Origin of the sequence: Pseudomonas cavernicola, assembly GCF_003596405.1 — a bacterium.
Lineage (GTDB): Bacteria > Pseudomonadota > Gammaproteobacteria > Pseudomonadales > Pseudomonadaceae > Aquipseudomonas > Aquipseudomonas cavernicola.
In genome coordinates this window covers 910094-931465 of sequence record NZ_QYUR01000006.1, presented here as the reverse complement: position 1 = coordinate 931465, position 21372 = coordinate 910094, and the positions used below count along the sequence as shown (strand labels likewise).

Annotated in this window: 23 protein-coding genes; 11 read left to right on the top strand and 12 right to left on the bottom strand. The window is 61.2% G+C overall.

The annotated features are described in order from the left end of the window. Positions 1-281 precede the first annotated feature (281 nt). Positions 282-1556: a peptidase MATCAP family protein gene (locus D3879_RS20510; protein ID WP_119956079.1), complete on the top strand. Its 1275-nt coding sequence runs from the start codon at positions 282-284 to the stop codon at positions 1554-1556. Between the two features lie 158 nt (positions 1557-1714). Here the strand turns inward: D3879_RS20510 and D3879_RS20505 are convergent, their stop codons facing one another. Together D3879_RS20505 and D3879_RS20500 are read right to left on the bottom strand one after the other, a co-directional pair. Then, entirely contained in the window at positions 1715-2542 is an 828-nt protein-coding gene (locus D3879_RS20505; protein ID WP_119956078.1) for a metal-dependent hydrolase, read from the bottom strand. A 151-nt stretch (positions 2543-2693) separates the two neighbouring features. Next, positions 2694-3545 (bottom strand): metal-dependent hydrolase, encoded by an 852-nt coding sequence (locus D3879_RS20500; RefSeq protein WP_119956077.1) that lies wholly within the window; start codon positions 3543-3545, stop codon positions 2694-2696. Positions 3546-3699: 154 nt separating this feature from the next. On the opposite strand from D3879_RS20500, the gene D3879_RS20495 reads away from it, so the two are divergent. The 3 genes from D3879_RS20495 to D3879_RS20485 all read left to right on the top strand — a co-directional run bounded on the left by D3879_RS20495 (position 3700) and on the right by D3879_RS20485 (position 6213). Beyond that, entirely contained in the window at positions 3700-4719 is a 1020-nt protein-coding gene (locus D3879_RS20495; RefSeq protein WP_119956076.1) for an AraC family transcriptional regulator, read from the top strand. Between the two features lie 78 nt (positions 4720-4797). Continuing rightward, positions 4798-5436 (top strand): MBL fold metallo-hydrolase, encoded by a 639-nt coding sequence (locus tag D3879_RS20490; protein ID WP_119956075.1) that lies wholly within the window; start codon positions 4798-4800, stop codon positions 5434-5436. A gap of 87 nt (positions 5437-5523) precedes the next feature. Then, entirely contained in the window at positions 5524-6213 is a 690-nt protein-coding gene (locus D3879_RS20485; RefSeq protein WP_119956074.1) for a YiaD family glycine zipper/OmpA-like lipoprotein, read from the top strand. 225 nt (positions 6214-6438) lie between these two features. Here the strand turns inward: D3879_RS20485 and D3879_RS20480 are convergent, their stop codons facing one another. The 4 genes from D3879_RS20480 to D3879_RS20465 all read right to left on the bottom strand — a co-directional run bounded on the left by D3879_RS20480 (position 6439) and on the right by D3879_RS20465 (position 11416). Next, on the bottom strand, positions 6439-7347 hold the full coding sequence (locus D3879_RS20480) for an acyltransferase (protein WP_119956073.1): 909 nt from the start codon (positions 7345-7347) through the stop codon (positions 6439-6441). A gap of 250 nt (positions 7348-7597) precedes the next feature. Then, the gene (pta, locus tag D3879_RS20475) at positions 7598-9691 is read right to left on the bottom strand and encodes a phosphate acetyltransferase (RefSeq protein ID WP_119956072.1); all 2094 of its coding nucleotides are present in this window, start codon (positions 9689-9691) and stop codon (positions 7598-7600) included. Positions 9692-9914: 223 nt separating this feature from the next. Further along, positions 9915-11102 carry an acetate kinase gene (locus tag D3879_RS20470; RefSeq protein WP_119956071.1) on the bottom strand — a complete coding sequence of 396 codons (1188 nt, stop codon included), beginning with the start codon at positions 11100-11102 and terminating at the stop codon, positions 9915-9917. A 2-nt stretch (positions 11103-11104) separates the two neighbouring features. Further along, entirely contained in the window at positions 11105-11416 is a 312-nt protein-coding gene (locus D3879_RS20465; RefSeq protein ID WP_119956070.1) for a DUF3565 domain-containing protein, read from the bottom strand. A gap of 12 nt (positions 11417-11428) precedes the next feature. On the opposite strand from D3879_RS20465, the gene D3879_RS20460 reads away from it, so the two are divergent. From D3879_RS20460 to D3879_RS20440, 5 genes are all read left to right on the top strand, one after another. Further along, the gene (locus D3879_RS20460; RefSeq protein ID WP_119956069.1) at positions 11429-11914 is read left to right on the top strand and encodes an FKBP-type peptidyl-prolyl cis-trans isomerase; all 486 of its coding nucleotides are present in this window, start codon (positions 11429-11431) and stop codon (positions 11912-11914) included. Between the two features lie 92 nt (positions 11915-12006). Further along, on the top strand, positions 12007-12489 hold the full coding sequence (locus D3879_RS20455; protein WP_119956068.1) for a glutathione peroxidase: 483 nt from the start codon (positions 12007-12009) through the stop codon (positions 12487-12489). A gap of 116 nt (positions 12490-12605) precedes the next feature. Next, positions 12606-12875, top strand: a complete 270-nt coding sequence (locus D3879_RS20450; RefSeq protein ID WP_119956067.1) for a hypothetical protein — start codon at positions 12606-12608, stop codon at positions 12873-12875. A 165-nt stretch (positions 12876-13040) separates the two neighbouring features. Next, positions 13041-13649 carry a TetR/AcrR family transcriptional regulator gene (locus D3879_RS20445; RefSeq protein WP_119956066.1) on the top strand — a complete coding sequence of 203 codons (609 nt, stop codon included), beginning with the start codon at positions 13041-13043 and terminating at the stop codon, positions 13647-13649. A gap of 75 nt (positions 13650-13724) precedes the next feature. After that, a complete protein-coding gene (locus tag D3879_RS20440) occupies positions 13725-14834 on the top strand; it encodes an NADH:flavin oxidoreductase (protein WP_119956065.1) in 1110 nt (369 codons plus the stop codon). 289 nt (positions 14835-15123) lie between these two features. Here the strand turns inward: D3879_RS20440 and D3879_RS20435 are convergent, their stop codons facing one another. Continuing rightward, entirely contained in the window at positions 15124-16290 is a 1167-nt protein-coding gene (locus D3879_RS20435; protein WP_476644160.1) for a glycosyltransferase family 4 protein, read from the bottom strand. A 39-nt stretch (positions 16291-16329) separates the two neighbouring features. Continuing rightward, positions 16330-17085, bottom strand: coding sequence for a sulfate transporter CysZ (cysZ, locus tag D3879_RS20430; protein ID WP_119956064.1), 756 nt, complete (start codon positions 17083-17085; stop codon positions 16330-16332). 376 nt (positions 17086-17461) lie between these two features. Here cysZ and D3879_RS20425 point away from each other — a divergent pair, with 376 nt between their 5' ends. Together D3879_RS20425 and trxB are read left to right on the top strand one after the other, a co-directional pair. After that, complete coding sequence (locus D3879_RS20425) at positions 17462-18061, top strand: peroxiredoxin (protein WP_119956063.1); 600 nt, start codon at positions 17462-17464, stop codon at positions 18059-18061. A gap of 211 nt (positions 18062-18272) precedes the next feature. Continuing rightward, positions 18273-19220: a thioredoxin-disulfide reductase gene (gene trxB / locus D3879_RS20420; protein ID WP_119956062.1), complete on the top strand. Its 948-nt coding sequence runs from the start codon at positions 18273-18275 to the stop codon at positions 19218-19220. A 254-nt stretch (positions 19221-19474) separates the two neighbouring features. On the opposite strand, the gene D3879_RS20415 is transcribed toward trxB, so the two are convergent. From D3879_RS20415 to folX, 4 genes are all read right to left on the bottom strand, one after another. Further along, a complete protein-coding gene (locus D3879_RS20415) occupies positions 19475-20062 on the bottom strand; it encodes a putative glycolipid-binding domain-containing protein (RefSeq protein WP_119956061.1) in 588 nt (195 codons plus the stop codon). Between the two features lie 193 nt (positions 20063-20255). Further along, positions 20256-20597, bottom strand: a complete 342-nt coding sequence (locus D3879_RS20410; protein WP_119956060.1) for a HopJ type III effector protein — start codon at positions 20595-20597, stop codon at positions 20256-20258. After that, a complete protein-coding gene (locus tag D3879_RS20405; protein WP_119956059.1) occupies positions 20594-20887 on the bottom strand; it encodes a DUF1244 domain-containing protein in 294 nt (97 codons plus the stop codon). Before D3879_RS20405 ends, D3879_RS20410 begins: the two co-directional genes overlap by 4 nt. A 111-nt stretch (positions 20888-20998) precedes the next feature. After that, a complete protein-coding gene (folX, locus tag D3879_RS20400; protein WP_119956058.1) occupies positions 20999-21370 on the bottom strand; it encodes a dihydroneopterin triphosphate 2'-epimerase in 372 nt (123 codons plus the stop codon). Positions 21371-21372: the final 2 nt, after the last annotated feature.

Here is a 21372-nt window from a genome sequence, read left to right as displayed (position 1 = left end):
CACCTTCAGCTCAGGTAGGGCTGCTTAGTACAGCGTAATCCGCCTTGCGCAGAAGAGGGCGGGTTACGGCCAGACGGCCTAACCCGCCCGATGACTGAAAACCGGCTTCGGCCCCAGCCACAGTCGCATAAAAGGGCGCTATCGGGCGCTGTTGGATGCAGCGCTGGAATATGCGTTTGCGCTGAAGGTATTGCGCCTGGTGTTGGGGGGCAGCCGCAACGCGATGCTTCGACAGAGCCTACGCTTAGGAGAATTGATCCTCGGTTCTCAAGGAGGCCTCTGTGAGCGCCGCCCCCCTGTCCGAACTCGATGCCGCTCTGCCCGGTTTGGCCCGCAAGATCCGCGTGCTGGATGCCCTGGCCTGGCCGGACGGGGTCGAGGACGTATTCCTGGCGCGCTGGCGCGCCGGGCGTGCAGAACTGCCCAAGGTCGAACTGCGCCCGCGCGAGCACAGCGCTGACATCGCCGCCCTGGAAGCATTTGCGGGCCGCTGCGATGAGGGGCATCCGGCCGGACGCTACCTCGCCATGACGGCGCGCAGCTACGCCACGGCTGGGCGCATGCTTGGTGCCATTGGCACACCCGCTTTCACTCAGTATTCGACTGCACTGTACCGGCGCCCGGACTTCTACTACCCGAGCCAGAAACTGAGCATGCTGGACGCCGCCCGCTTCTTCCTCGAGACCACCGACGCCCTTCTGGGCGGTGCCCAGATTCCGCCGAGCCCGGCCGAGATCCCGGCCGAGGCCTTCGCCGCCTGGATGCAGCCGGAACTGGATCGCTTCTTCGGCCCAGGCCGGATCACGGTCGTGCTCGATCCGACCTTGGCCGCCAAGGCCATCGCCGGGGCGAGCCGCATACGCCTGCGCGCCAGCGCCAACTTCTCTGAGCTGGACAAGAATCAGCTATTGCAGCATGAGGCCTTCGTGCATGTCGCCACGGCGCAAAACGGCAGGCTCCAACCCAACCTGAAGAGCCTGGGCCTGGGCGCGCCACGCACGACCCAGACCCAGGAGGGCATAGCCACCCTGGCCGAGCTGTTCACCGGTAGCATTGATATCAACCGTCTGCGCCGCCTCGCCCTGCGCGTGCTCGCGGTCCAACAGGCGCTGGAAGGCGCCGATTTCATCCAAGTGTTCGAAGGTTTTCTCGCTGCCGGTCAGTCGGAGGAGGAGTCCTTCCGCTCGACACAACGAATTTTCCGCGGCGCCGACCTGCGCGGTGGTTCGGCTTTCACCAAGGATGCCGCCTACCTGACCGGTTTGCTCGGCGTCCATACCCTGCTGCGCATCGCGATCCGCGACAACCGGCCGGAACTGGTGGGCTATCTGTTCGCCGGGCGCCTCAGCCTGGGTGACACCGTGCGCCTGGCCCCGCTCTTCGAGTCCGGCTGGCTCCAGGGACCGGTCTATATCCCGGCCTGGGCCGCCGATCTGCGTCGGCTCGCCGCCGCCCTGGCCTTCTCCGCCTTTATCGCCCAGATCAAGCTGGATGTGCTCAATCTGGAGGTGCTCATGACCTTCGCGGACGAGCATGAGGCCGATGCCAGCGCCTGAGCCTGAATTAGAGGAGGCGTAGCGAGGTAGTCTAGATGCCCGCCCGGTGGATATCGCTCTTTTATCCACCAACCGTTACACCCGCCCTCGACAACTCAAGGAAGAGTCCACGTTGAATGAGCGGCGCGTTACTGCACTCGGCGCCGCCTACATGCCAATCAGACCGGTTGCGGTTCGAACTCTGCCCTGGAGCGGTACAGCAGTTCCAGGTTGTCATGCTGCCAGGGGTGGAAGCCGGCCTTGAAGAAGTCCAGGTAGGTGCCGATCAAGGGGCGGAACACGCCTTCCTTGCCCCACATCCACCGGATGCCATCGCGCCAGACGCGCCAGTTCCACAGCAGCCCGTCGCGCTTGAGCATGTGCGCCAGGCCGCGGCTGGTATCCAGCACAAAGAAGAAGGTGCCCATCAGCATGGCGCGACGCAGCAGTTTGCGATTGCCACACACCTGATTGAACACATCGAAGGCCACGGCCTTATGCTCGGTTTCTTCCAGGGCATGCCAGCGCCATAAGCGGATCAGTTCCGGGTGTGCGCCTTGCAGGTGTTTGGGGTCGCGCAGCAGGCCGTCGGCCATGATCGCGGTGATGTGTTCCAGCGCCGCGGTCGCCGCCAGTTGGCGTTTGGCTGAGAACTTCTTCTGGGTATAGCGGATACGGGCCTGGGCGCGGCGTTCAATGCGGGTGATGTCGTAACCGAGTTCGCGCAGGCGATTGCTGTATTCCAGATGTTCACGGCTGTGGTGGCCTTCCTGCCCGATGAAGCCACGAATCTGCTCTTTCAGCGCCGGGTCGCTGATCTGGTCGCGGAACTGTCGCACCGAGTCGATAAAGAAGCGCTCGCCATCGGGGAATAACACCGACATGGCATCGAACAGATGGGACTTGAAGGCATCGCCACTGTGCCAATGTCGCGGTAATGGATTGGGCAGATCGAAATCCAGGTGGCGCGGGCGGATTTGCAGTCCTTCGGGGGTGGTGCTGACCATGCTGACTCCCTGAGTCGTTGCTTAACCATGGTCACACTATGGGTGGGGCAGTCTGGCCGGGAAAGGTTATCAGCAGCCAATGTTAAGGTCATTTGTGGCCATGGCTGCGCGCGCGTGCATGGCAGAAAAACAAAAGGCCCCGGTTGGGGCCTCAAGCATGCGCGAGTCGCTCAGGCGGCTTCGGCTGGGGCTCGAATTCCAGGCGGTACTGTTCGACCAGATGCAGGTTGTCGTGCTGCCAGGGGTGGAAATTGCCGCTGTAGAAATCCAGGTAAACGCCGACCAGTTGGCGGTAGATGCCATCCTTGCCCCATAGCCAGGTCAGGCCATCGCGCCAGACCCGCCAATTCCACAGCAGGCCATCGCGCTTGAGCAGGTGCACCAAACCCTTGAAGGTGTCGATGGTGAAGAACAGCGTGCTCTGCAGCATCGCCCGCCGCCGCAGCCATTTGCTGCCACAAACGGCTTGATACACGTCGAATGCCACCGCTTTGTGCTCGGTTTCTTCCAGCGCATGCCAGCGCCACAGTTTGGCCATGGTTGGGTCGGCGCCGTCCAACCAGCGCGGGTTTTTCAGCACGGCGTCGGCCATGATCGCAGTCAGGTGTTCGACGGAGCAGGTGGCGGCCAGTTGCAACTTGGCGGGCAGGTGTTTTTTCACGAAGCCCAGCCGGCGTTTCAGCCCGCGCTCCAGATAGTCCACGTCATAACCCAGTTCGCGCAGACGCTGGCTGTACTCCTCGTGCTCGCGGCTGTGATGGCCTTCCTGGCCAATGAAGCCGCGAATCTGCTCCTGCAGTAATGGGTCGTCGATCTGCTGGCGGAACAAGCGCACCGAGTCGATAAAGAAGCGTTCGCCATCGGGGAACAGCACCGACATGGCGTTGAAGGTATGGGTTTTGAAGGCATCGCCGCTGTGCCAGTGGCGTGGCAGCGGGTTCGGCAAATCGAAGTCCAGTTGCCGTGGGCGGATTTCCAAACCTTTGGGGGTGGTACTGAGCATACGGACTCCCGGAACATCATTAGGACTATCGTGCAACTATGAGCTTGCCGGCCTTTGTCGGACAAGGGTATCTTCTGGCCAACATTCGAGTCATATCCGGCCAGGTTCTTTAGTCAAAGCCGATAAAAATAATAACGATGAAGCCGCCGCTACCATGAAACAGCCACTGAATTTCACCGCCGAACTGGTCCCGATTGCTTATGCCAGTGCGCTGCTCGATCTGGCCGAGCAACTCGGCCTGCCACGGGCCGAGTTACTGGCGGCGGCGCGGGTCAAGCCGCAGGTGCTGGACAACCCGAATGGCCGCCTGTCCTTTATCGACTTCAACCTACTGGCCAGCGCCGCGTTGCTGCATTGCAACGAGCCGGCGTTGGGGCTGGTGCTGGGGCAGCGGTTGAACGTCTCGACCCACGGCATTCTCGGCTATGCGGTGCTGTCCAGCGCCAATCTGGGTAAGGCCATTCAGTTTGCCCTCAAGTACTACCGGGTGCTCGGCCTGGCGTTCGAGTTGGAGATGGTCGAGGCGGGCGAGCGCGTCGAATTGCGCGCCAGCGAGGCGATGCCGCTGGGCGCACTCAGCCGTTTTGCGGCCGAAGGTTTGCTGAGCAGCCTGCACACCATCGCGCACTTCTTGGTCGGCGAGGAGATGCTCGGGGTCGAAGTGGGTTTTGCCTATCCCGCGCCGGCTTATGCGGCCCGCTATCGGGAGGTGTTTGGCGCCGCGGTGCTGTTCGAACAGCCCTACCACCGCATGAGTCTGCCGAAGACTTACCTCGAGCGACCGATGGCCCTGGCCAACCCGGCCACGGTGCAGATGTGCGAGCAGCAATGCGAGGCGCTGCTGGCCAGCCTGGACGTTCAGGATGGCCTGCTGACGCGGGTGCGCCGCCTGTTGCTGGCACGGCCGGGTGACTTTCCTGACCTGGGCAGCGCCGCCGCGGCCTTGCACACGAGTGGCCGTAGCTTGCGGCGGCACCTGTCACTGATGGGGACCAGCTACCAACAGGTGTTGGATGAGGTGCGCAAGCGTCTGGCCTTGCAGTACCTGACCACCACCCATCTGCCGCTGTACGAGATTGCCTACCTGCTGGGTTTCAGCGACCCTTCGAACTTTCGCCGGGCGTTCAAGAAGTGGACGGGAAAGTTACCGAGCGATTATCGTGCCGAACCCTGATTCAAGTCCGTAGCAAGTGCGCCGCCTTCGTGCACCCGCATGATCTGCACGTGGAATGATTTTTTTGGAGATGCCGTGATGAACCAACCCACTTTGATACGCGAAACCTTCCCAGTGGGGCCTTTGCAGTGCAACTGCACGATCATTGGTGATCCGCTCAGCAAGAAGGCTATCGTGGTCGATCCGGGTGGCAATCCCGACTTGATCATGGCGCGTCTCGAAGCCCATGGTTTGCAGGTGGTCAGCATCATCCATACCCACGCGCATCTGGATCATTTCCTGGCTTCCGGGCAGATGAAGGAAAAGACCGGCGCCACCCTGCATCTGCATCAGGAAGATCAATTCCTCTGGGATAACCTGGAGATGCAGTGCCGCATGTTCGGTGTGCCTTACATCCCGGTGCCGCCGCCGGATCAGTGGCTGCAAGACGACGAGGAGCTGGCCTGCGGCTGCGGCGTGGCGCTGCATACGCCTGGCCATACACCCGGCTCGATGAGCTTCTGGTTCCCCCAGGCCAAGCTGTTGATTGCCGGGGATACGCTGTTTCGTCGTGGCATCGGGCGCACGGATTTGTGGGGTGGCGACTACCCGACGATCGAGCGTTCGATCAAGCAGCGCCTGTACAGCCTGGATGAGGATGCGACGGTGGTTACCGGACACGGCCCGGATACGCGGTTGGGCGATGAAATGCGCGAAAACCCCTTCATCCGCGCCTGACGGGTTATGCACGGAATTTCTGGTCCCGGCCATGTTCTAATAACTCGCGGTCCACAGGGGCCGAAAAAATATCCAGGAGTAGAGTTCATGTTCATTTCGCGTCGCCTGATCATCGCCGCTACCGCTGTGGCCCTTTTGGCCGGCTGTGCTTCGCAAAACCCCTACGACACCCAGCCGCCCAGTTCGAACAAAACCGCCAAATACGGTGGCCTCGGTGCGCTGGCGGGTGCTGCGGCAGGGGCGTTGATCAGTCATGACGATCGCGGCAAGGGTGCGCTGATCGGTGCCGCCGTCGGTGCCGCCGCCGGTGGTGGTTATGGTTATTACGCCGATAAGCAAGAAGCCGAACTGCGCCGTAGCATGCAAGGCACGGGTGTCCAGGTGCAGCGCGAGGGCGACCAGATCAAGCTGATCATGCCCGGCAATATCACCTTCGCCACTGACTCTTCCGATATCGCCAGCAACTTCTATTCGCCACTGAACAACCTGGCGAACTCGTTCAAGCAGTACAACCAGAACAGCATCGAGATCGTCGGTTACACCGATAGCACCGGCAGCCGGCAGCACAACATGGATCTGTCGCAGCGTCGTGCGCAGAGCGTGTCCAACTATCTGACCTCGCAAGGGGTTGATGGCTCGCGTCTGTCTACCCGTGGCGCTGGCCCGGATCAGCCGATTGCCAGCAACGCCAACAGCGAAGGCCGTGCGCAGAACCGTCGCGTTGAGGTTAATCTGCGACCGCTACCGGGACAGCAACAGTCCCAGCCGCAGTATTAATAAGCGCTCCCGCTGTACCCAAGGCCTCCTGTTCTGGAGGCCTTGTCATTACAGGGCCGTAGGTTGGTGCTGAGCAGAAGGCGATGCCCAACAACCGGTCTGCAAGGCCGGGCTGCCAAGCGGGATTCAGGGTATAGGGCGTCGCGGGGCGACTCCTGGTTGGGCATCGCTGCGCTCAGTGCCAACCTACTTCTTGGCTTGCTTTCTATTTGCCCTAGAGCACGCTTAAGGCGCTGACGGGAACTCCTGATGCAGCCGTGCCAGCTGCGCGTCCTTGTCTTCCCAGAGCTGGTTGACCCACTGCTGGAACGCCAGGCGATAGGCCTCGTCGCTGTTGTAATCCTTGCCGAGGAACTGCTGGGGGATGTCCAAGCGCTGGTAACGCACCACCACCTTAGGCACTTCACCGCAGAGGAAGGCCCAAAAGCTCGGGTTGCCTGAGGGGTAATGGATGGTGATGTTGACCATGGACTTCAGCTGCGCGCCCATGGCGTCCAGTACGAAGGCGATGCCGCCGGCTTTGGGTTTGAGCAGATAGCGGAACGGCGAGTTCTGCAGCTCATGCTTAGCCTGGGTGAAGCGGGTGCCTTCGAGGAAGTTGAACACGGCCACCGGCACGTCGCGGAATTTCTCGCAGGCTTTGCGCGTGGTCGCGGTGTCCTGGCCTTTCTTCTCCGGGTATTTGGCCAGATAGGCTTTGGAGTAGCGCTTCATAAAGGGAAAATCCAACGCCCACCAGCACAAGCCAATCACCGGCACCCAGATTAATTCCTGTTTGAGGAAGAATTTGAAGAACGGCATACGCCGGTTCAGCGTGTGCTGCAGCACCACGATATCGACCCAGCTCTGGTGATTGCTGGTTACCAGGTACCAGCCGTCGTGCTTCAGTTGCTCACGGCCCTGGAGGTTCCACTCGGTTTGTTGCGTCAGCCACATCCAGCCGCTGTTGCAGGCGATCCAGGCTTCCGCCGCCCAGTTCAACAGCAGATTGCAGAACTTGCGCACCGATTTGAACGGCAAGCACAGCTTGACCAGCGCGGCGATAAACAGAAACCAGCACCAGATAAGGGTGTTAACCAACAGCAGCAGAGCCGCAAGAGTGCCGCGTACAGGGCCAGGCAGAAAAGACAGCATGGGGGCAGGCGCCTCCAACAATGAGGCGATCTGGCCGCCTCGGATCGGGGAAATGCCCGCTGTTTGGATTGCTGGCGGGCATGGTTCGGGCAGAGGTTAACGATTGTTCTCTGAACTGCAAGCCCTGCTCAGGAAACTCGGAGTGAGGTCCTTTTCCTCATATCCAAGTAGGCGGGAACCCAGGAGTTACGCTGCATCTGGATACCCGCCTGCGCGGCTATGGCGCCTTACTCGACAGCCGATTCGTCCTTTATCTAGGCAGATTTGCCGCCTGAATAGCTGTCAGGGCGATGGTGTAGACGATGTCATCGACCAGTGCGCCGCGTGACAGGTCGTTCACCGGTTTACGCAGGCCCTGCAACATCGGCCCGACGCTAATGCAGTTGGCGCTGCGTTGCACGGCTTTGTAGGTGGTGTTGCCGGTGTTCAGGTCGGGGAACACGAACACCGTGGCGCGGCCAGCCACCGGGCTGTTCGGCGCTTTTTGCCGGCCGACGCTGTCGATCGCCGCCGCATCGTACTGCAAGGGGCCATCCAGTAGCAGCTCGGGGCGAGCCAGGCGCGCCAGGCGGGTAGCCGCACGGACTTTTTCCACCTCGTCGCCACTGCCGGAATCACCGGTGGAGTAGCTGATCATCGCCACGCGTGGCTCGATGCCGAAGGCCGTGGCCGAGTCGGCACTTTGCAGGGCGATTTCCGCCAGCTCCGCTGCGCTCGGATCTGGGTTTACCGCACAGTCGCCGTAGACCACCACTTGATCGGGCAACAGCATAAAGAACACCGAGGACACCAGTTTGTAGCCAGGCGCAGTTTTGATCAGCTGCAAGGCCGGGCGGATGGTGTTGGCGGTGGTGTGAATAGCGCCGGAGACCAGGCCGTCCACCTCATCCAACGCCAGCATCATGGTGCCGAGCATCACCGAGTCTTCCAGTTGCTGCGTGGCCATTGGTGCGTTCAGGCCTTTGCCTTTGCGTAGCTCGACCATCGGTGCCACATAGCGGTTGCGAATCAGGTCAGGGTCAAGAATCTCCAGGCCCGGCGGCAACTCGATGCCGTGGGCTCGGGCGACGATCTCCACCTCTTCAGGCTTGGCCAGCAGCACACAGCGGGCGATGCCACGGGCCTGGCAGATCGCCGCGGCCTGCACAGTGCGTGGTTCGCTGCCTTCCGGCAGGACGATGCGTTTGTTCGCCGTTTGCGCGCGTTGCACCAACTGGTAGCGAAACGCCGGTGGTGACATGCGCAGCTCGCGGGGCTCGCCGCAACGTTGGCGTAGCCATTCGTAGTCGATATGGCTGGCGACGAAGTCGGTAACTCGTTCCGCGCGCTCGCGGTCGTCGACCGGGATTTCCTTGTTCAGGCGGTTCAGGTTGGTCGCCGTGTCGTATGAACCGGTGGTGACCGAAAGCACCGGCAAGCCGCTTTGCAGCGCACCGCGGCAGAGCTCCATGATCCGTGCATCGGGCGCAAAGTCGCTGCACAGCAGCAGCCCGGCCAGCGGCATGCCATTCATCGCCGCCAGGCTGGCCGCGAGGATGATGTCGTCGCGATCCCCCGGGGTGACCACCAACACGCCGGGCTTGAGCAACTGCACGGTGTTGGCTACGGCGCGGGCGCAGAGCACGATCTTCAGCATCCGTCGTTGTTCATAGTCGCCGGCGTTGATCACCCGCGCGCCCAGCAGATCGGCGATATCGCGGGTGCGCGGGGCGTTCAGTTGTTCCTGCCAGGGGATGCAGCCGAGGAGGCGGAAGTCGTCGGTTTTCAGTAGCGGCGAGAGTTCCTTGAGGCGCGCAGCGAAGGCGTCAATACCATCCGTGCTGCGCACCTTGTTGAGAATCACGCCGAGCACTTTTGGGTCTTGCGGCCCGCCGAACAGCTGGGCCTGGATTTCAATGCTGTCGGACAGTTCGCTCAGGGGTTCATCTTCCGGCGCCGAGACCAGAATCACTTCGGCATCCAGACTCTTGGCCAGGTGGAAGTTGACCCGTGCCGCATAGCTGGCGTAACGGGTCGGAACCATGCCTTCGACTATCACCACATCTTTATCGGTCGCCGCCTGCTGGTACAGGCTGATGATTTGTTCCAGCAGTTCATCCAGTTGGCCGTCACCGAGCATCCGCTCGACCTGAGTCAAGTTCAGTGGTTGCGGTGAGTGCAGGCCGTGGGTGCGGGCGATCAGCTCGCTGGAGCGCTCCGGGCCGAGATCGCCTGGGTGCGGCTGGGCGATGGGCTTGAAAAAGCCGACCTTCAGCCCGGCGCGTTCAAGGGCGCCGACCAGACCGAGGCTGATGGAAGTGAGGCCGACGCCGAAGCCGGTCGGGGCGATAAAAAAGGTCTGCATGTCATTTCCTGTGTGGGGGCGAATCGATTCGCCCACTGGGGTCACGCTGGACACATTCGTTGGCTATGTCTGAATTAAGGCACATTGGAAAAGCAAAAAACCTGTAGGAGCGGGCCATGCCCGCGAAACGCCCATCGCGGGCATGGCCCGCTCCTGCGGAGAACAACAGCCCGCTCAACATCTAACCGGACATAGCCAATGAGTTCGCCCCTATCCGATCATATTAGTTAGTGAGCAACGCCAAGGTGTCCAGGGCGATCTGGCGCTCCTCGTTGGTCGGCACCACCAATACGCGCGGGTGACCATAAGCCTGGATCGGCCCGGCGATGCCACGGATGCAGCGGGCGTTGGCCTGCTGGTCGAGCGCGAGGTTGAGCAACTTGAGATGGGCCACGGTTTTGCTACGGATCAGCGGTGAGTTCTCGCCGATACCGCCGGTGAAGATCAGCCCGTCCAGTTGCGACAGGGCGCAGCTCATCGCTGCCAGGGACTTTGCCAGGCGATAGCAGAACACTTCGATGGCCAGGGTCGCCCCCGCATGGCCTTGCTCGCGCGCCTGCTCCAGGCTGCGCATGTCATTGGACAGGCCGGACAAGCCTTTCAAGCCGCTGTCGTGGTTCAGCATCTGTTCGATCTGCTCCAGGCTCCAACCGAGGGTGCGGGCCAGATGGCTGTGCAGGTTGGGGTCGACATCACCACTGCGGGTGCCCATCGCCAAGCCTTCCAACGGGGTCAGGCCCATGCTGGTGTCACGGCTTTGGCCATTGACGATGGCGCAGGTCGAGCAACCATTGCCCAGATGCGCCGACAGCCAACTGCTATCGCCAACCGCCAGGCCGGCCAGCTCGGCCGCGCGATGGCTGACGTAGCGGTGGCTGGTGCCGTGGAAGCCATAACGGCGAACACCGTGCTCGCGGTACAGCTGCTCCGGCAGGGCATAACGATAGGCGTATTCGGGCAGGGTCTGGTGGAAGGCGGTGTCGAATACCGCGACCTGGGTCAGGTTCGGGTAGAGCTTGATAGCCGCCTCGATGCCCAACAAATTGGCCGGGTTATGCAGCGGCGCCAGGGGCGCGGTGGCCTGGATCGCCGCCAATACCTGCGCGTCGATTTTGCGGGCGCTGGTGAAGCGTTCGCCGCCGTGCACCACACGGTGGCCGATGCCGTGCAATTTGCCGCCGGCCGCGCCGTGCACCAGTGGCAGCAACTGCGAGAGCGCGGCGCGGTGGTCGGCATTGGGGATCATCAGGCTGTCCCTTTCGCCACCGCGTTGCCAGTGCAGCACGGCATCATGGCTGCCCAGGCGTTCCGCGATCCCGCTCAACGTAAACTGCGAGTGGGCCTCGTTGACCAAGGCGAACTTGATCGACGAGCTGCCGCAGTTGATTACCAGAATATTGCGTGCAGGCATCGTTACTCCTTGGTTTGCTTAGGCTCGCTTTCGTCAACGGAGCCTCGATCCTGGGCACACCAGCCACAGGGGAACAACTGGCCGATCTGTGCTTGCCGTTGCAGGGGATCGAGCACCCAGCTGCGCGCCTGCCAAGGCGGTTGGTGGCGCAGGTGCTGAGTATGGCCGCAGGACAGGACTGCCACCCAATGGCCGTCCTCGTCCTGACGAAAGCCAAGAATACGGGAAGCACTGGCGCTCGGCCGTCCGTCAGTGCTCGGGTCGCTTTCGGCCGGCTGCTTGGTTAAACTTGCCCGTTCTACAATCTTTCGCAAAGGTCTCGCCCCATGCTGATCGCCGCCAATAAGGCTGTCTCCATCGACTATACCCTGACCAACGACGCCGGTGAGGTGATCGACAGCTCCGCTGGCGGCGCTCCGCTGGTCTACCTGCAAGGTGCAGGCAACATCATCGTCGGTCTGGAAAAGGCTCTGGTCGGCAAACAAGCCGGTGACGAGCTGACTGTGGCCGTTGAGCCAGAAGAAGCCTACGGCGAGTACAGCGCCGAACTGGTCAGCACGCTGAGCCGTAGCATGTTCGAAGGCGTCGACGAGTTGGAAGTCGGCATGCAGTTCCACGCCTCCGCTCCGGACGGCAGCATGCAGATCGTCACCATCCGCGACCTCGATGGCGATGACGTGACGGTCGATGGCAACCACCCGCTGGCGGGTCAACGCCTGAACTTCCAGATCAAAATCGTTGCAGTGCGTGACGCCAGCGAAGAAGAAATCGCTCATGGTCACGTGCACGGCGAAGGTGGTCACCACCATTGATTCAGCTAAGCTGCTAAGGCGGCAGACTGGGAATACTGAGAAGGCGCCTACGGGCGCCTTTTTTGTCCGTTGTGTTTTATTGGGAGTTCGTCATGAGTGCCTTTCACGACATCAATTTACGTGCCCTAGATGGCCAGGAGTTGCCGCTTGCGCCCTTCAAGGGTCAGGTGTTGCTGGTGGTTAATGTCGCCTCCAAATGCGGGTTGACGCCGCAGTACGCTGGTTTGGAAAGTCTTTATCAGCAATACCGCGACCAGGGTTTCAGCGTCCTCGGCTTGCCGTGCAACCAGTTCGCTGGCCAGGAACCGGGTAGCGAAGACGAGATCCGCGAATTCTGCAGCCTCAACTATGGCGTGAGTTTTCCGCTGGGCAGCAAGCTCGAGGTGAATGGCCCTGGCCGCCATCCGTTGTATCGTTTGCTGGTGGGCGAGGGCGCCGAATTCCCCGGTGATATCACCTGGAATTTCGAGAAGTTTCTGGTAGGCCAGGATGGCCGGGTGCTGGCGCGCTTTTCGCCACGCACCCCGCCGGATGACCCCGCCGTGATTCAGGCTATCGAAAAAGCCCTGGCTTGAGGCAAGCGGCCGAGCAAGGCAGTCAATAGACGGTATCGAGAGCGATGATTTCTGCTGCCGGGAGGCGGCGAGTAGCCTGAACGCATTCCAGACAAATGCACTTTCAGGAGGCTCCCATGAATCGCTTGCTCGCTCTCGCCCTGTTGCTGACCACCGCTGTTCTCGCCGGCTGTGCCGGGCATTCCGCCCTGGAACTGCATCCCTACAGCGCCGATGAAACCCGGCAACTGGCCCTCGAAGACCTGAGCCGTCGCGGCCTGCCCTTCGAAGCATACGAATTGCAGAAAGCCCAATTGCTCGGCACCCAGCGCAAGAGTTTAGAGTTCGACAACCAGGGCGAATTCAACGCTGAGCACAGCGTGATCCGTGCCGACCGCCAGGGCTGACGCTGGGTTCCCGGCTGCGCGGGAACGACGGTGTTTGGGATAGCGAGAGTTTGATTCCGATCTCGCGCTCGACACCCGCTTCTAGTTCTAGCCCTCAATCACGCAAATCAATAGTGCTGGGCTCAGCGAGACGACCGGTCATATGCTTGCGCCATGAACAGCACTATGACCAGCGCCACAAACAGCAGCATCCGACTCGACAAGCGTGACCTGATCCTTGCCAAAGGCGCCCAGGTGATGACCCGCCGCGGTTATCACGGCACCGGCGTGCAGGAAATCGTGCAGGCCGCCGGGATTCCCAAGGGCTCCTTCTATCACTACTTCGCCAGCAAGGAAGACTTCGCCTTGCAGGCCCTGGAGCATCTCTACGCGCCGCGCCTGGTGCGTTATGCCGAGGCCTTGGGCAACCCGGCGCTGAGCCCACGCGAGCGAATCGTCGGTTATTACCGCGAATTGATGGTGCACTTCGCCCGGCAGGAAAAGCCCGAGTACCACTGCTTTATCGGCAGCCTGAGTTTTGAGATGGCTGAGCTCTGTCAACCCATCGGCACCCAAGTGGAAAGCATTCTGCAACGCTCGGTAGAGATCCTTGCGCAGTGCCTGACGGCGGCCCGCGAAGCCGGTGAGCTGCCCGCGGAAACCGACTGCGCAGCCCTGGCCGAATTTATCGGCAATGCCTGGGAAGGTGCGCTGATGCGCATGAAAGTCGGCGCCAGCGCGGCGCCCCTGAACGTATTTCTGAACCAGCTGGAGCGTCTGCTGACGCCGCGCTGATCCAAAACTCTGGTTTTTTTACCTGGCGCCGAGACGACCGGTCGCCTGCCACTCGTTCCTTGTTAGGAGAATTGCATGACCGCCCTCGTAAAAGCCCTGTTCGAACCCTTCCGCCTTGGCGCTCTGGAGCTACCGACTCGCGTAGTCATGGCGCCGATGACCCGCTCCTTTTCGCCGGGTGGCGTACCGAATTCCAAGGTGATCGAGTACTACCGTCGCCGCGCTGCCGCTGGCGTTGGCCTGATCATCACCGAGGGCACCACAGTCGGCCATAAAGCCTCCAACGGTTACCCGAATGTACCGCGCTTCTACGGTGAAGACGCGCTTGCCGGTTGGAAGAAAGTAGTCGATGCGGTGCACGCCGAAGGCGGCAAGATCGTACCGCAGCTGTGGCACGTCGGTAGCGTACGCCGCTTGGGCGTTGAGCCGGATGCAAGCGTGCCCGGCTATGGCCCGAGCGAGAAACTCAAGGACGGCGTCGAGGTCGTGCATGGCATAACCAAGCAAGACATTGCCGAAGTGATTGCGGCCTTCGCCCAGGCGGCCAAAGACGCCCAGGCGATCGGCATGGATGGCGTGGAAATCCACGGCGCCCACGGCTATCTAGTCGACCAGTTTTTCTGGGCAGGCAGCAACCAGCGCACCGACGAATACGGTGGCAGCCTTGCGAACCGTTCGCGCTTCGCCATCGAATTGATCCAGGCCGTGCGTGCCGCGGTCGGGCCGGACTACCCGATCATTTTCCGTTTCTCGCAGTGGAAGCAGCAGGACTACAGCGCGCGTCTGGTGCTGACGCCAGAAGCCCTCGGCGAATTCCTCCAGCCGCTCTCGGACGCTGGTGTGGACATCTTCCATTGCTCGACACGGCGTTTCTGGGAGCCGGAGTTTGACGGTTCCGAGCTGAACCTGGCGGGCTGGACGCGTCAGTTGACCGGCAAACCGACCATCACCGTGGGTAGCGTGGGGCTGGACGGCGAGTTCCTGCAGTTCATGGTCAACACCGACAAGGTCGCGCAGCCGGCGAAGCTGGAGGGCTTGCTCGAGCGCCTGCACAAGCAGGAGTTCGACCTGGTGGCGGTTGGCCGTGCCTTGCTGGTCGACCCGGATTGGGCGGTGAAAGTCCGCGATGGCCGCGAAGAGGACATCCTGCCCTTCAGCCGCGAAGCGCTGATGAGTCTGGTCTGAACTAGTCGTTTTCCCCCGGTGCGCTGTTTAGCCAGCGCGCCACTTTGCAAGCCCCGGCACATCGGGGCTTTTTTTCGCCTGGCGAAACCCGTGATCGGTTGGGCTGACCGAGTTCGGTGAAGGCTGCAAGCGGCGACTATCACAACAAGCGCCGGCTCACCGGACAAGGAGTTCGGCATGCGGATTGGCCTGGTAGTGCGCTGAGTCTGGTGTTTATCGCCCCGGCCAACGCTTTTTGCTTAGTGCCTGTTCTTAACCGGGCGCTGGTTGCTCAGGGCCGCTGACGTGACTACTCAGATGGGAGTATTTCACCGTGCTCACGAGCTGCACGCAGGTGCTCCTCAAAGTGTTGGACTATGGCTCCCCAGCCCTGCCGGCCGGCATGTTGGCGAGCGTTCAGTCGCACGCGGCGCAAGGTCTCGGCATCCTCAAGTAGCCAGCAGGCTCCGTCGATAAAGGCCGCGTCATCTCCCGGCATAGCCAGCGCGCCGTTATGCCCATGACGGATATGCTGAGCCGCTGCGGCCTGATCGAACGCCACCACAGCAAGCCCGGAGGCGAGTGCTTCCAGCAGCACATTGCCGAAGGTTTCGGAGAGGCTGGGAAACAGGAACAGGTCGCCGGAGGCGTAATGCACGGCCAACTCTTCGCCGCGTTGCACGCCGCAGAACAGGGCATCTGGCAACTCCTTCTGCAGTTCGGTGCGCTGCGGGCCGTCACCGACCAGGATCAGCTTCAGTCGATGTTGTGGGTGGGCAGCTTGCAACGCGCTAAAGCTGCGGCCGAGTAGACCGAGGTTTTTCTCCACCGCCAGCCTGCCAACATGCAGCACCGCCAGATCGTTGGCCTCCAGGCCCCAGTTTGCGCGCAGTTCGGTCGAGCGTTTGGCCGGATGAAACAGTTGCCCGTCGACGCCGCGCGCCAGCAGTTGCACCCGCTGGAAGCTACGTCGCTCCAGCTCCAGGCGCTGGCTGGCACTGGGCACCAGGGTTAGCTGTGAGCGGTTGTGAAACCAGCGCAGGTAATGGGTCAGCGCACGGGTCAGCAGACCGAGACCGTAGTGCTCGCTGTATTGCTGAAAGTTGGTGTGAAAACCGCTGACCACCGGAATCCCCAAACGCCGTGCGGCGCGCAGGGCAGATAGCCCCAGCGGACCTTCGGTGGCGATATACAGCACATCCGGACGCTGGCGTTTCCAACGTCGCAGCAGTTTGTGCATGGACGCCTGACCCCACTGCAAACCGGGGTAGCCTGGCAGTGGCCAGCCGCGAGTCAGCAGCAGTTCGTCATCGCTTTTCTGGCCTTGATCGGCAGCCTGTCGTGGGCGCACCAGTTGCAGGCGATGGCCACGCTCACGCAGGCCGGCACACAGGCGGCCGAGGGTATTGGCCACACCGTTGATTTCCGGCGGGAAGGTTTCACTGATCAGTGCGATATGCAGGGGAGAGGCAGTCATGACGCCAGTTTCGACTGGCGCCATGTAAGCCATGTGACGTTAGCGTTGCGCAGCCGTGACAGCGCTATCGCCGCGCTCACGCACCCAGAACAAGGTGGCGCCGGCCACGGCGGCGGGCATCATCAGCACGTTGACCCCCGGAATCAGCAGCGCCAGGTACACCGAACCGCCGAAGCCGAGGCTCTGCCAGCGCTTCTCGCGCAGCCAGGCGAGCATCTCGTTCCAGCCCAGCTTGTGGTTGTCCGCCGGGTAGTCGATGTATTGAACGCACATCATCCATACGCCAAACAGCAGCCACAGTGGCGCGGCCAACAGGTTGACCACCGGGATAAACGACAGGATCAGCAGAGCGATGACGCGTGGCAGGAAGTAGCCGAGTTTGCGCAGTTCACGACCAAGGGTGCGCGGCACCATGGCGACCAACTCGCTCCAGTGAAACGCCGGGAAGTTGTCCTCGCCACGCAGCACGACTTCGACTTTTTCTGCAAGGAAGCCGTTAAACGGTGCGGCAATGATGTTGGCCAGCATGGTGAAGGTAAAAAACACCATTAGTAGCACCAGCACAAAGAACAGCGGCCAGAGCAAATAGCTGAGGAAGCTCAGCCATTCCGGCAGGTCAGGCATAAACGCAGTGATCCAGCTATTGAACTGCTGCACGGCAAAACCGATCAAGACAACGAAGAGGATCAGGTTTATCGCCAGCGGCAACAGCACGAACAGCCGCAAGCCAGGGCTCAGCACCAGCTTCAGGCCTTCTCGCAGATATTGCGGGCCAGACAGCACAGGGGCGGGCATGGGGTTCTCCCGAAAGTTAAAGTCGCGCCGACCTTACCGGCTTTGGGTGTGCGGGGAAAGTCTGGGCGGCTGGTAGAGGCAGGCGCTTGCGATCCTGATAGTCAAAACGCATGAGCAGCAGGCGCTCTCCAAGAGGCTGTAGACAATCGGCAATGTCAGCGCGATGAGGGGGCGGACAGTCTGCGTAGGCATTTGCGTAGGGGCATACCGATAAGGACGATGTGGCCAATAAAGCTCGGGGCGAGGCGTTTAGCCTGCATAGGGATTATCTATTAAGTGGATTAGAAATCGGTACTTCCTCAATTGACCTAGTCTGCGTAGCCTTGCCGTCAATTCTTCAACTCGCCCTCAAGTTTCAAGCTAAAGGAGTTTTTCCATGAGCGTATTGGTCAACAAACAAGCCCCGGACTTCACCTCTGCTGCGGTATTGGGTGACGGTTCCATCGTTGAGAACTTCCAGCTGTCTGCCCTGCGCGGCAAATACGTGGTGCTGTTTTTCTGGCCGCTGGACTTCACCTTCGTCTGCCCGTCGGAAATCATCGCGCACAACAATCGCATGGATAAATTCCGCGAGTTGGGCGTGGAAGTGGTCGGCGTGTCGATCGACTCGCAGTTCACCCACTACGCCTGGCGTAACACCCCGGTCGAGAAGGGCGGTATCGGCGAAGTCGAATTCACCATGGTGGCCGACGTTAAGCACGAGATCACTCGCGCCTACGGCATCGAACACGAAGACGGCGTGGCGCTGCGGGCCACCTTCCTGATCGACAAGAGCGGCGTTGTACAGCACCAAGTCGTGAACAACCTGCCGCTGGGTCGTGAAGTTGACGAAGTGCTGCGTCTGGTCGAGGCATTGCAGTTCACCGAAGAGCACGGCGAAGTCTGCCCGGCCGGCTGGCGCAGAGGCCAGAAAGGCATGAAGGCTGACGCTGCTGGTGTGGCGGCTTACCTGGCCGAGAACGCCGGCGCGCTCTAAGTGTAGGGTGGGTTAGGCCAACGGCCGTAACCCACCATCCGGCCCAGCGGGCCGGCCAATTTCGATGCCTGTCGGCATCGATGGTGGGTTACGCCGCTAATGCGGCTAACCCACCCTACGATTTTTCCGGGGCTGCCGCTCCTCCCAAGCCTTCCCCAAGTGCTTTGGTGGCCCCCTTTTATTTCCGACTCGCCGTCGGGAGGAGTCAGTTATGTCTGAAGTTCGTCACTCGCGAGTGATCATCCTCGGCTCCGGCCCTGCCGGTTACTCGGCTGCGGTCTACGCAGCGCGCGCCAACCTCAAGCCGCTGCTGATCACCGGCATGCAGGCTGGCGGTCAGTTGACCACCACCACCGAAGTCGACAACTGGCCGGGCGACGTCCATGGTCTGACCGGCCCGGCGTTGATGCAGCGGATGCAAGAACACGCGGAACGTTTCGAAACCGAGATTGTGTTCGACCACATCAATGCAGTGGATCTGGCCGGCAAGCCGTTCACCCTGGTCGGTGACAGCGCGACTTATAGCTGCGATGCACTGATCATCGCCACCGGTGCCAGCGCTCGCTACCTCGGCCTGCCGTCGGAAGAAGCCTTTATGGGCAAGGGCGTTTCCGCTTGTGCGACCTGTGATGGCTTCTTCTACCGCAACCGTGAAGTGGCGGTAGTCGGGGGCGGTAACACCGCCGTGGAAGAGGCGCTGTACCTGGCCAATATCGCCAGCAGGGTCACCCTGGTGCATCGGCGTGAAACCTTCCGCGCAGAGAAGATCCTGATCGACAAGCTGCACGCCCGGGTTGCGGAAGGCAGGATCGTGCTCAAGCTGAATGCCGCGGTAGACGAGGTGCTCGGCGACAACATGGGCGTTACCGGTGTACGTCTGAAAAACAATGACGGCAGCAGTGATGAGCTCAAGGTCGACGGCTTGTTCGTTGCCATCGGTCACACACCGAACACCTCGCTGTTCGAAGGCCAGTTGGCGTTGAAAGACGGCTATCTGGTGGTTAACGGCGGTCGCGATGGCAACGCCACTGCGACCAGTGTGCCGGGTGTGTTTGCCGCTGGCGACGTGGCGGATCATATCTACCGTCAGGCCATCACCTCCGCTGGCGCCGGCTGCATGGCCGCGCTGGATGTGGAGCGTTACCTCGACGCGCAGTAAGAGTTAGAGCAATAAAAAGCCCCGCCACGTGCGCAATGCTGTTCACTTAAGCGATGTGCGCCTGGGCTCCCCTCTCCCGTTTACGGGAGAGGGGCTGGGGGAGAGGGTAAATAGCGGGCAAAAGTGAATTCATCTGGCATGCACCCCTCTCCCTAACCCTCTCCCCAGAGGGGCGAGGGGATAAAAGGCGAAGACGTATGCTTAAGTGAACAGCATTGCCGCCAAGTGCGGGGCTTTTGCTTATGGGCACGGGCTCACACCCAGCGGTTCAACTCCAGCGTCCGTGAACTCATGCGCAGGTACTGATCGCTGGCCTTCATCAGCAGCGCATTGCGATCGACGGTCAGCTCGCGGGGTTTGTTGCCCGCCGATTCGCAGCGGTAAAGCGTTTGCTCGGCATGCTGGCGCAGGCACAGGTAACGCTGGGTGCGAGCCTCGACCTTGAGGGTCAGCATGTCGATATAGGCCACCTGCACTTGATCGCTCTGCCCGGTTTCCAAGGCGCAACGTTGCAAGGCCGGTGTATGGGTAAACGGCGAGGCGGAGAGCATCACGTGCTGGCAGTCGAGTAGGTCGTGGCGCAGTTCGCCATTGTGATACCAGCGGCCACGGATATCGCGATCCAAGGTCAGGCTTTTCTGCCCTAAGTTATCGACCTTCAGCCACAGATGGCGAAAACGCCAGCGCGGGTCGCAGTTCAATACGTAGGTGGCCGCAATGCTGTGGCCCTGCACGCTCTGCATCAGATGACTGCTGGCGTGTATGCCGCTGTCGTCTTGCTTCAAACGCAGGTTTTCCACGCCAGGGTTGATCCATGGTTTCCATACCAAGGTCTGCTGCATCCAAGCGACTCCAAGCCAGGTAAGAGGGGGCGGGTACAACAGAGGGACGGCGCGGAGCGTGCGGAACACCGTCCTTGGTGTTCTCCATAGCCGTAGGATAAGTGGATTTTTCTGTGACGTCTGTCAGCCTTTGCCTACAGCTGAGCAGTTATTTACCCATGCCTGCGTGGCTCGAAGGCTGGCTGCACTCGGCTTAACTCTTGCGTTTCAGCGACTGCTGGGTGAAGCGCACACCGCTCAGGCCGGTTTCCATCAGCGCGCGGATGTTGCCGTGGTCACTGCCGGTTGGGGTGGCCAGTACGCTGCGGTAGTGTTCGCCGAAGGCTTGCAGGGTTTCTTCCAGGCTCAAGCCTTCCAATAGTGCCAGGCTGAGGGTCTTGCAGGAGCCTTCATTCTGTCCCTGTGCGTTTTCTAGCGTGCCGTTAACGAAGGCGCTGGGCTGATAGTCGTAGTGCTCGGCGATAAAAGCCAGAGTGGCGGCGAACAGGTGCTGCTCGCTGCGCAGGCTGGCGCGAAAGTCGAGGAGTGCACTCATGATTTGCTGCCCTTATCGAAAGCCGCCTGTTGTTCGCTGCTGGCTTCCTTCTGGTATTTGCTCTTCCACTCGCTATAAGGCATGCCATAGATCTCTTCGCGGGCCTGCTCGGCCGTAACGGGCAGGCCAATGTCGTCGGCGGCGGCCTTGTACCACTTGGACAGGCAGTTGCGGCAGAAGCCGGCGAGGTTCATCAGCTCGATGTTCTGCACATCTGGGCGCGAACGCAGGTGTTGCACCAGTTGGCGGAAGGCGGCGGCTTCGAGTTCGAGGTGTTCTTGCTCGGTCATGGCAGGGTTCTCCGAGGACGTGCGGGTGGCAGATGGGCGCGATGATAGAAGCGCTGGGCTGAAGCAGCAATGCCCGACGGCAGCGAGCTGTCGGGCGGTGCGCAGGCCGGTTCAGCGATGCCCTGCTAGGGTGATCGACACCGACTCGGCAAAGCGTAGGGCGTGCGGCTTGTCCACTTCCACTTCGGCATAACGCACGGCCGGGTGGGTCATCACCAGGTCGAGGATTTCCTGGGTCAGGCGCTCGAGCAGGGCGAAGCGATGGCCTTCAACGTGCTGGATGATCGCCTTGGTAATGGTGCGGTAGTTCAGCGCGTGCTCGATATCGTTCACCTGCACCGCGTCGACCGAGGGGTAGAGGATGGTCAGGTTGATCAGCACATCCTGCTTGTTGTTGATCTCTTCTTCTTTGATTCCGATGTAGGTGCGCAGACGCAGGTCCTTGACCCGAATCCGTGCCATTCCAGGCTCCAGTCTCGGCATAA

Bases quoted from the DNA above. Each gene is read 5' to 3' on its own strand.
- D3879_RS20505 (WP_119956078.1), bottom strand. From the start codon at position 2,542: ATGGTCAGCACCACCCCCGAAGGACTGCAAATCCGCCCGCGCCACCTG.
- D3879_RS20500 (WP_119956077.1), bottom strand. From the start codon at position 3,545: ATGCTCAGTACCACCCCCAAAGGTTTGGAAATCCGCCCACGGCAACTG.
- D3879_RS20495 (WP_119956076.1), top strand. From the start codon at position 3,700: ATGAAACAGCCACTGAATTTCACCGCCGAACTGGTCCCGATTGCTTAT.
- D3879_RS20490 (WP_119956075.1), top strand. From the start codon at position 4,798: ATGAACCAACCCACTTTGATACGCGAAACCTTCCCAGTGGGGCCTTTG.
- D3879_RS20485 (WP_119956074.1), top strand. From the start codon at position 5,524: ATGTTCATTTCGCGTCGCCTGATCATCGCCGCTACCGCTGTGGCCCTT.
- D3879_RS20480 (WP_119956073.1), bottom strand. From the start codon at position 7,347: ATGCTGTCTTTTCTGCCTGGCCCTGTACGCGGCACTCTTGCGGCTCTG.
- pta (WP_119956072.1), bottom strand. From the start codon at position 9,691: ATGCAGACCTTTTTTATCGCCCCGACCGGCTTCGGCGTCGGCCTCACT.
- D3879_RS20470 (WP_119956071.1), bottom strand. From the start codon at position 11,102: ATGCCTGCACGCAATATTCTGGTAATCAACTGCGGCAGCTCGTCGATC.
- D3879_RS20460 (WP_119956069.1), top strand. From the start codon at position 11,429: ATGCTGATCGCCGCCAATAAGGCTGTCTCCATCGACTATACCCTGACC.
- D3879_RS20455 (WP_119956068.1), top strand. From the start codon at position 12,007: ATGAGTGCCTTTCACGACATCAATTTACGTGCCCTAGATGGCCAGGAG.
- D3879_RS20450 (WP_119956067.1), top strand. From the start codon at position 12,606: ATGAATCGCTTGCTCGCTCTCGCCCTGTTGCTGACCACCGCTGTTCTC.
- D3879_RS20445 (WP_119956066.1), top strand. From the start codon at position 13,041: ATGACCAGCGCCACAAACAGCAGCATCCGACTCGACAAGCGTGACCTG.
- D3879_RS20440 (WP_119956065.1), top strand. From the start codon at position 13,725: ATGACCGCCCTCGTAAAAGCCCTGTTCGAACCCTTCCGCCTTGGCGCT.
- D3879_RS20435 (WP_476644160.1), bottom strand. From the start codon at position 16,290: ATGACTGCCTCTCCCCTGCATATCGCACTGATCAGTGAAACCTTCCCG.
- cysZ (WP_119956064.1), bottom strand. From the start codon at position 17,085: ATGCCCGCCCCTGTGCTGTCTGGCCCGCAATATCTGCGAGAAGGCCTG.
- D3879_RS20425 (WP_119956063.1), top strand. From the start codon at position 17,462: ATGAGCGTATTGGTCAACAAACAAGCCCCGGACTTCACCTCTGCTGCG.
- trxB (WP_119956062.1), top strand. From the start codon at position 18,273: ATGTCTGAAGTTCGTCACTCGCGAGTGATCATCCTCGGCTCCGGCCCT.
- D3879_RS20415 (WP_119956061.1), bottom strand. From the start codon at position 20,062: ATGCAGCAGACCTTGGTATGGAAACCATGGATCAACCCTGGCGTGGAA.
- D3879_RS20410 (WP_119956060.1), bottom strand. From the start codon at position 20,597: ATGAGTGCACTCCTCGACTTTCGCGCCAGCCTGCGCAGCGAGCAGCAC.
- D3879_RS20405 (WP_119956059.1), bottom strand. From the start codon at position 20,887: ATGACCGAGCAAGAACACCTCGAACTCGAAGCCGCCGCCTTCCGCCAA.
- folX (WP_119956058.1), bottom strand. From the start codon at position 21,370: ATGCCGAGACTGGAGCCTGGAATGGCACGGATTCGGGTCAAGGACCTG.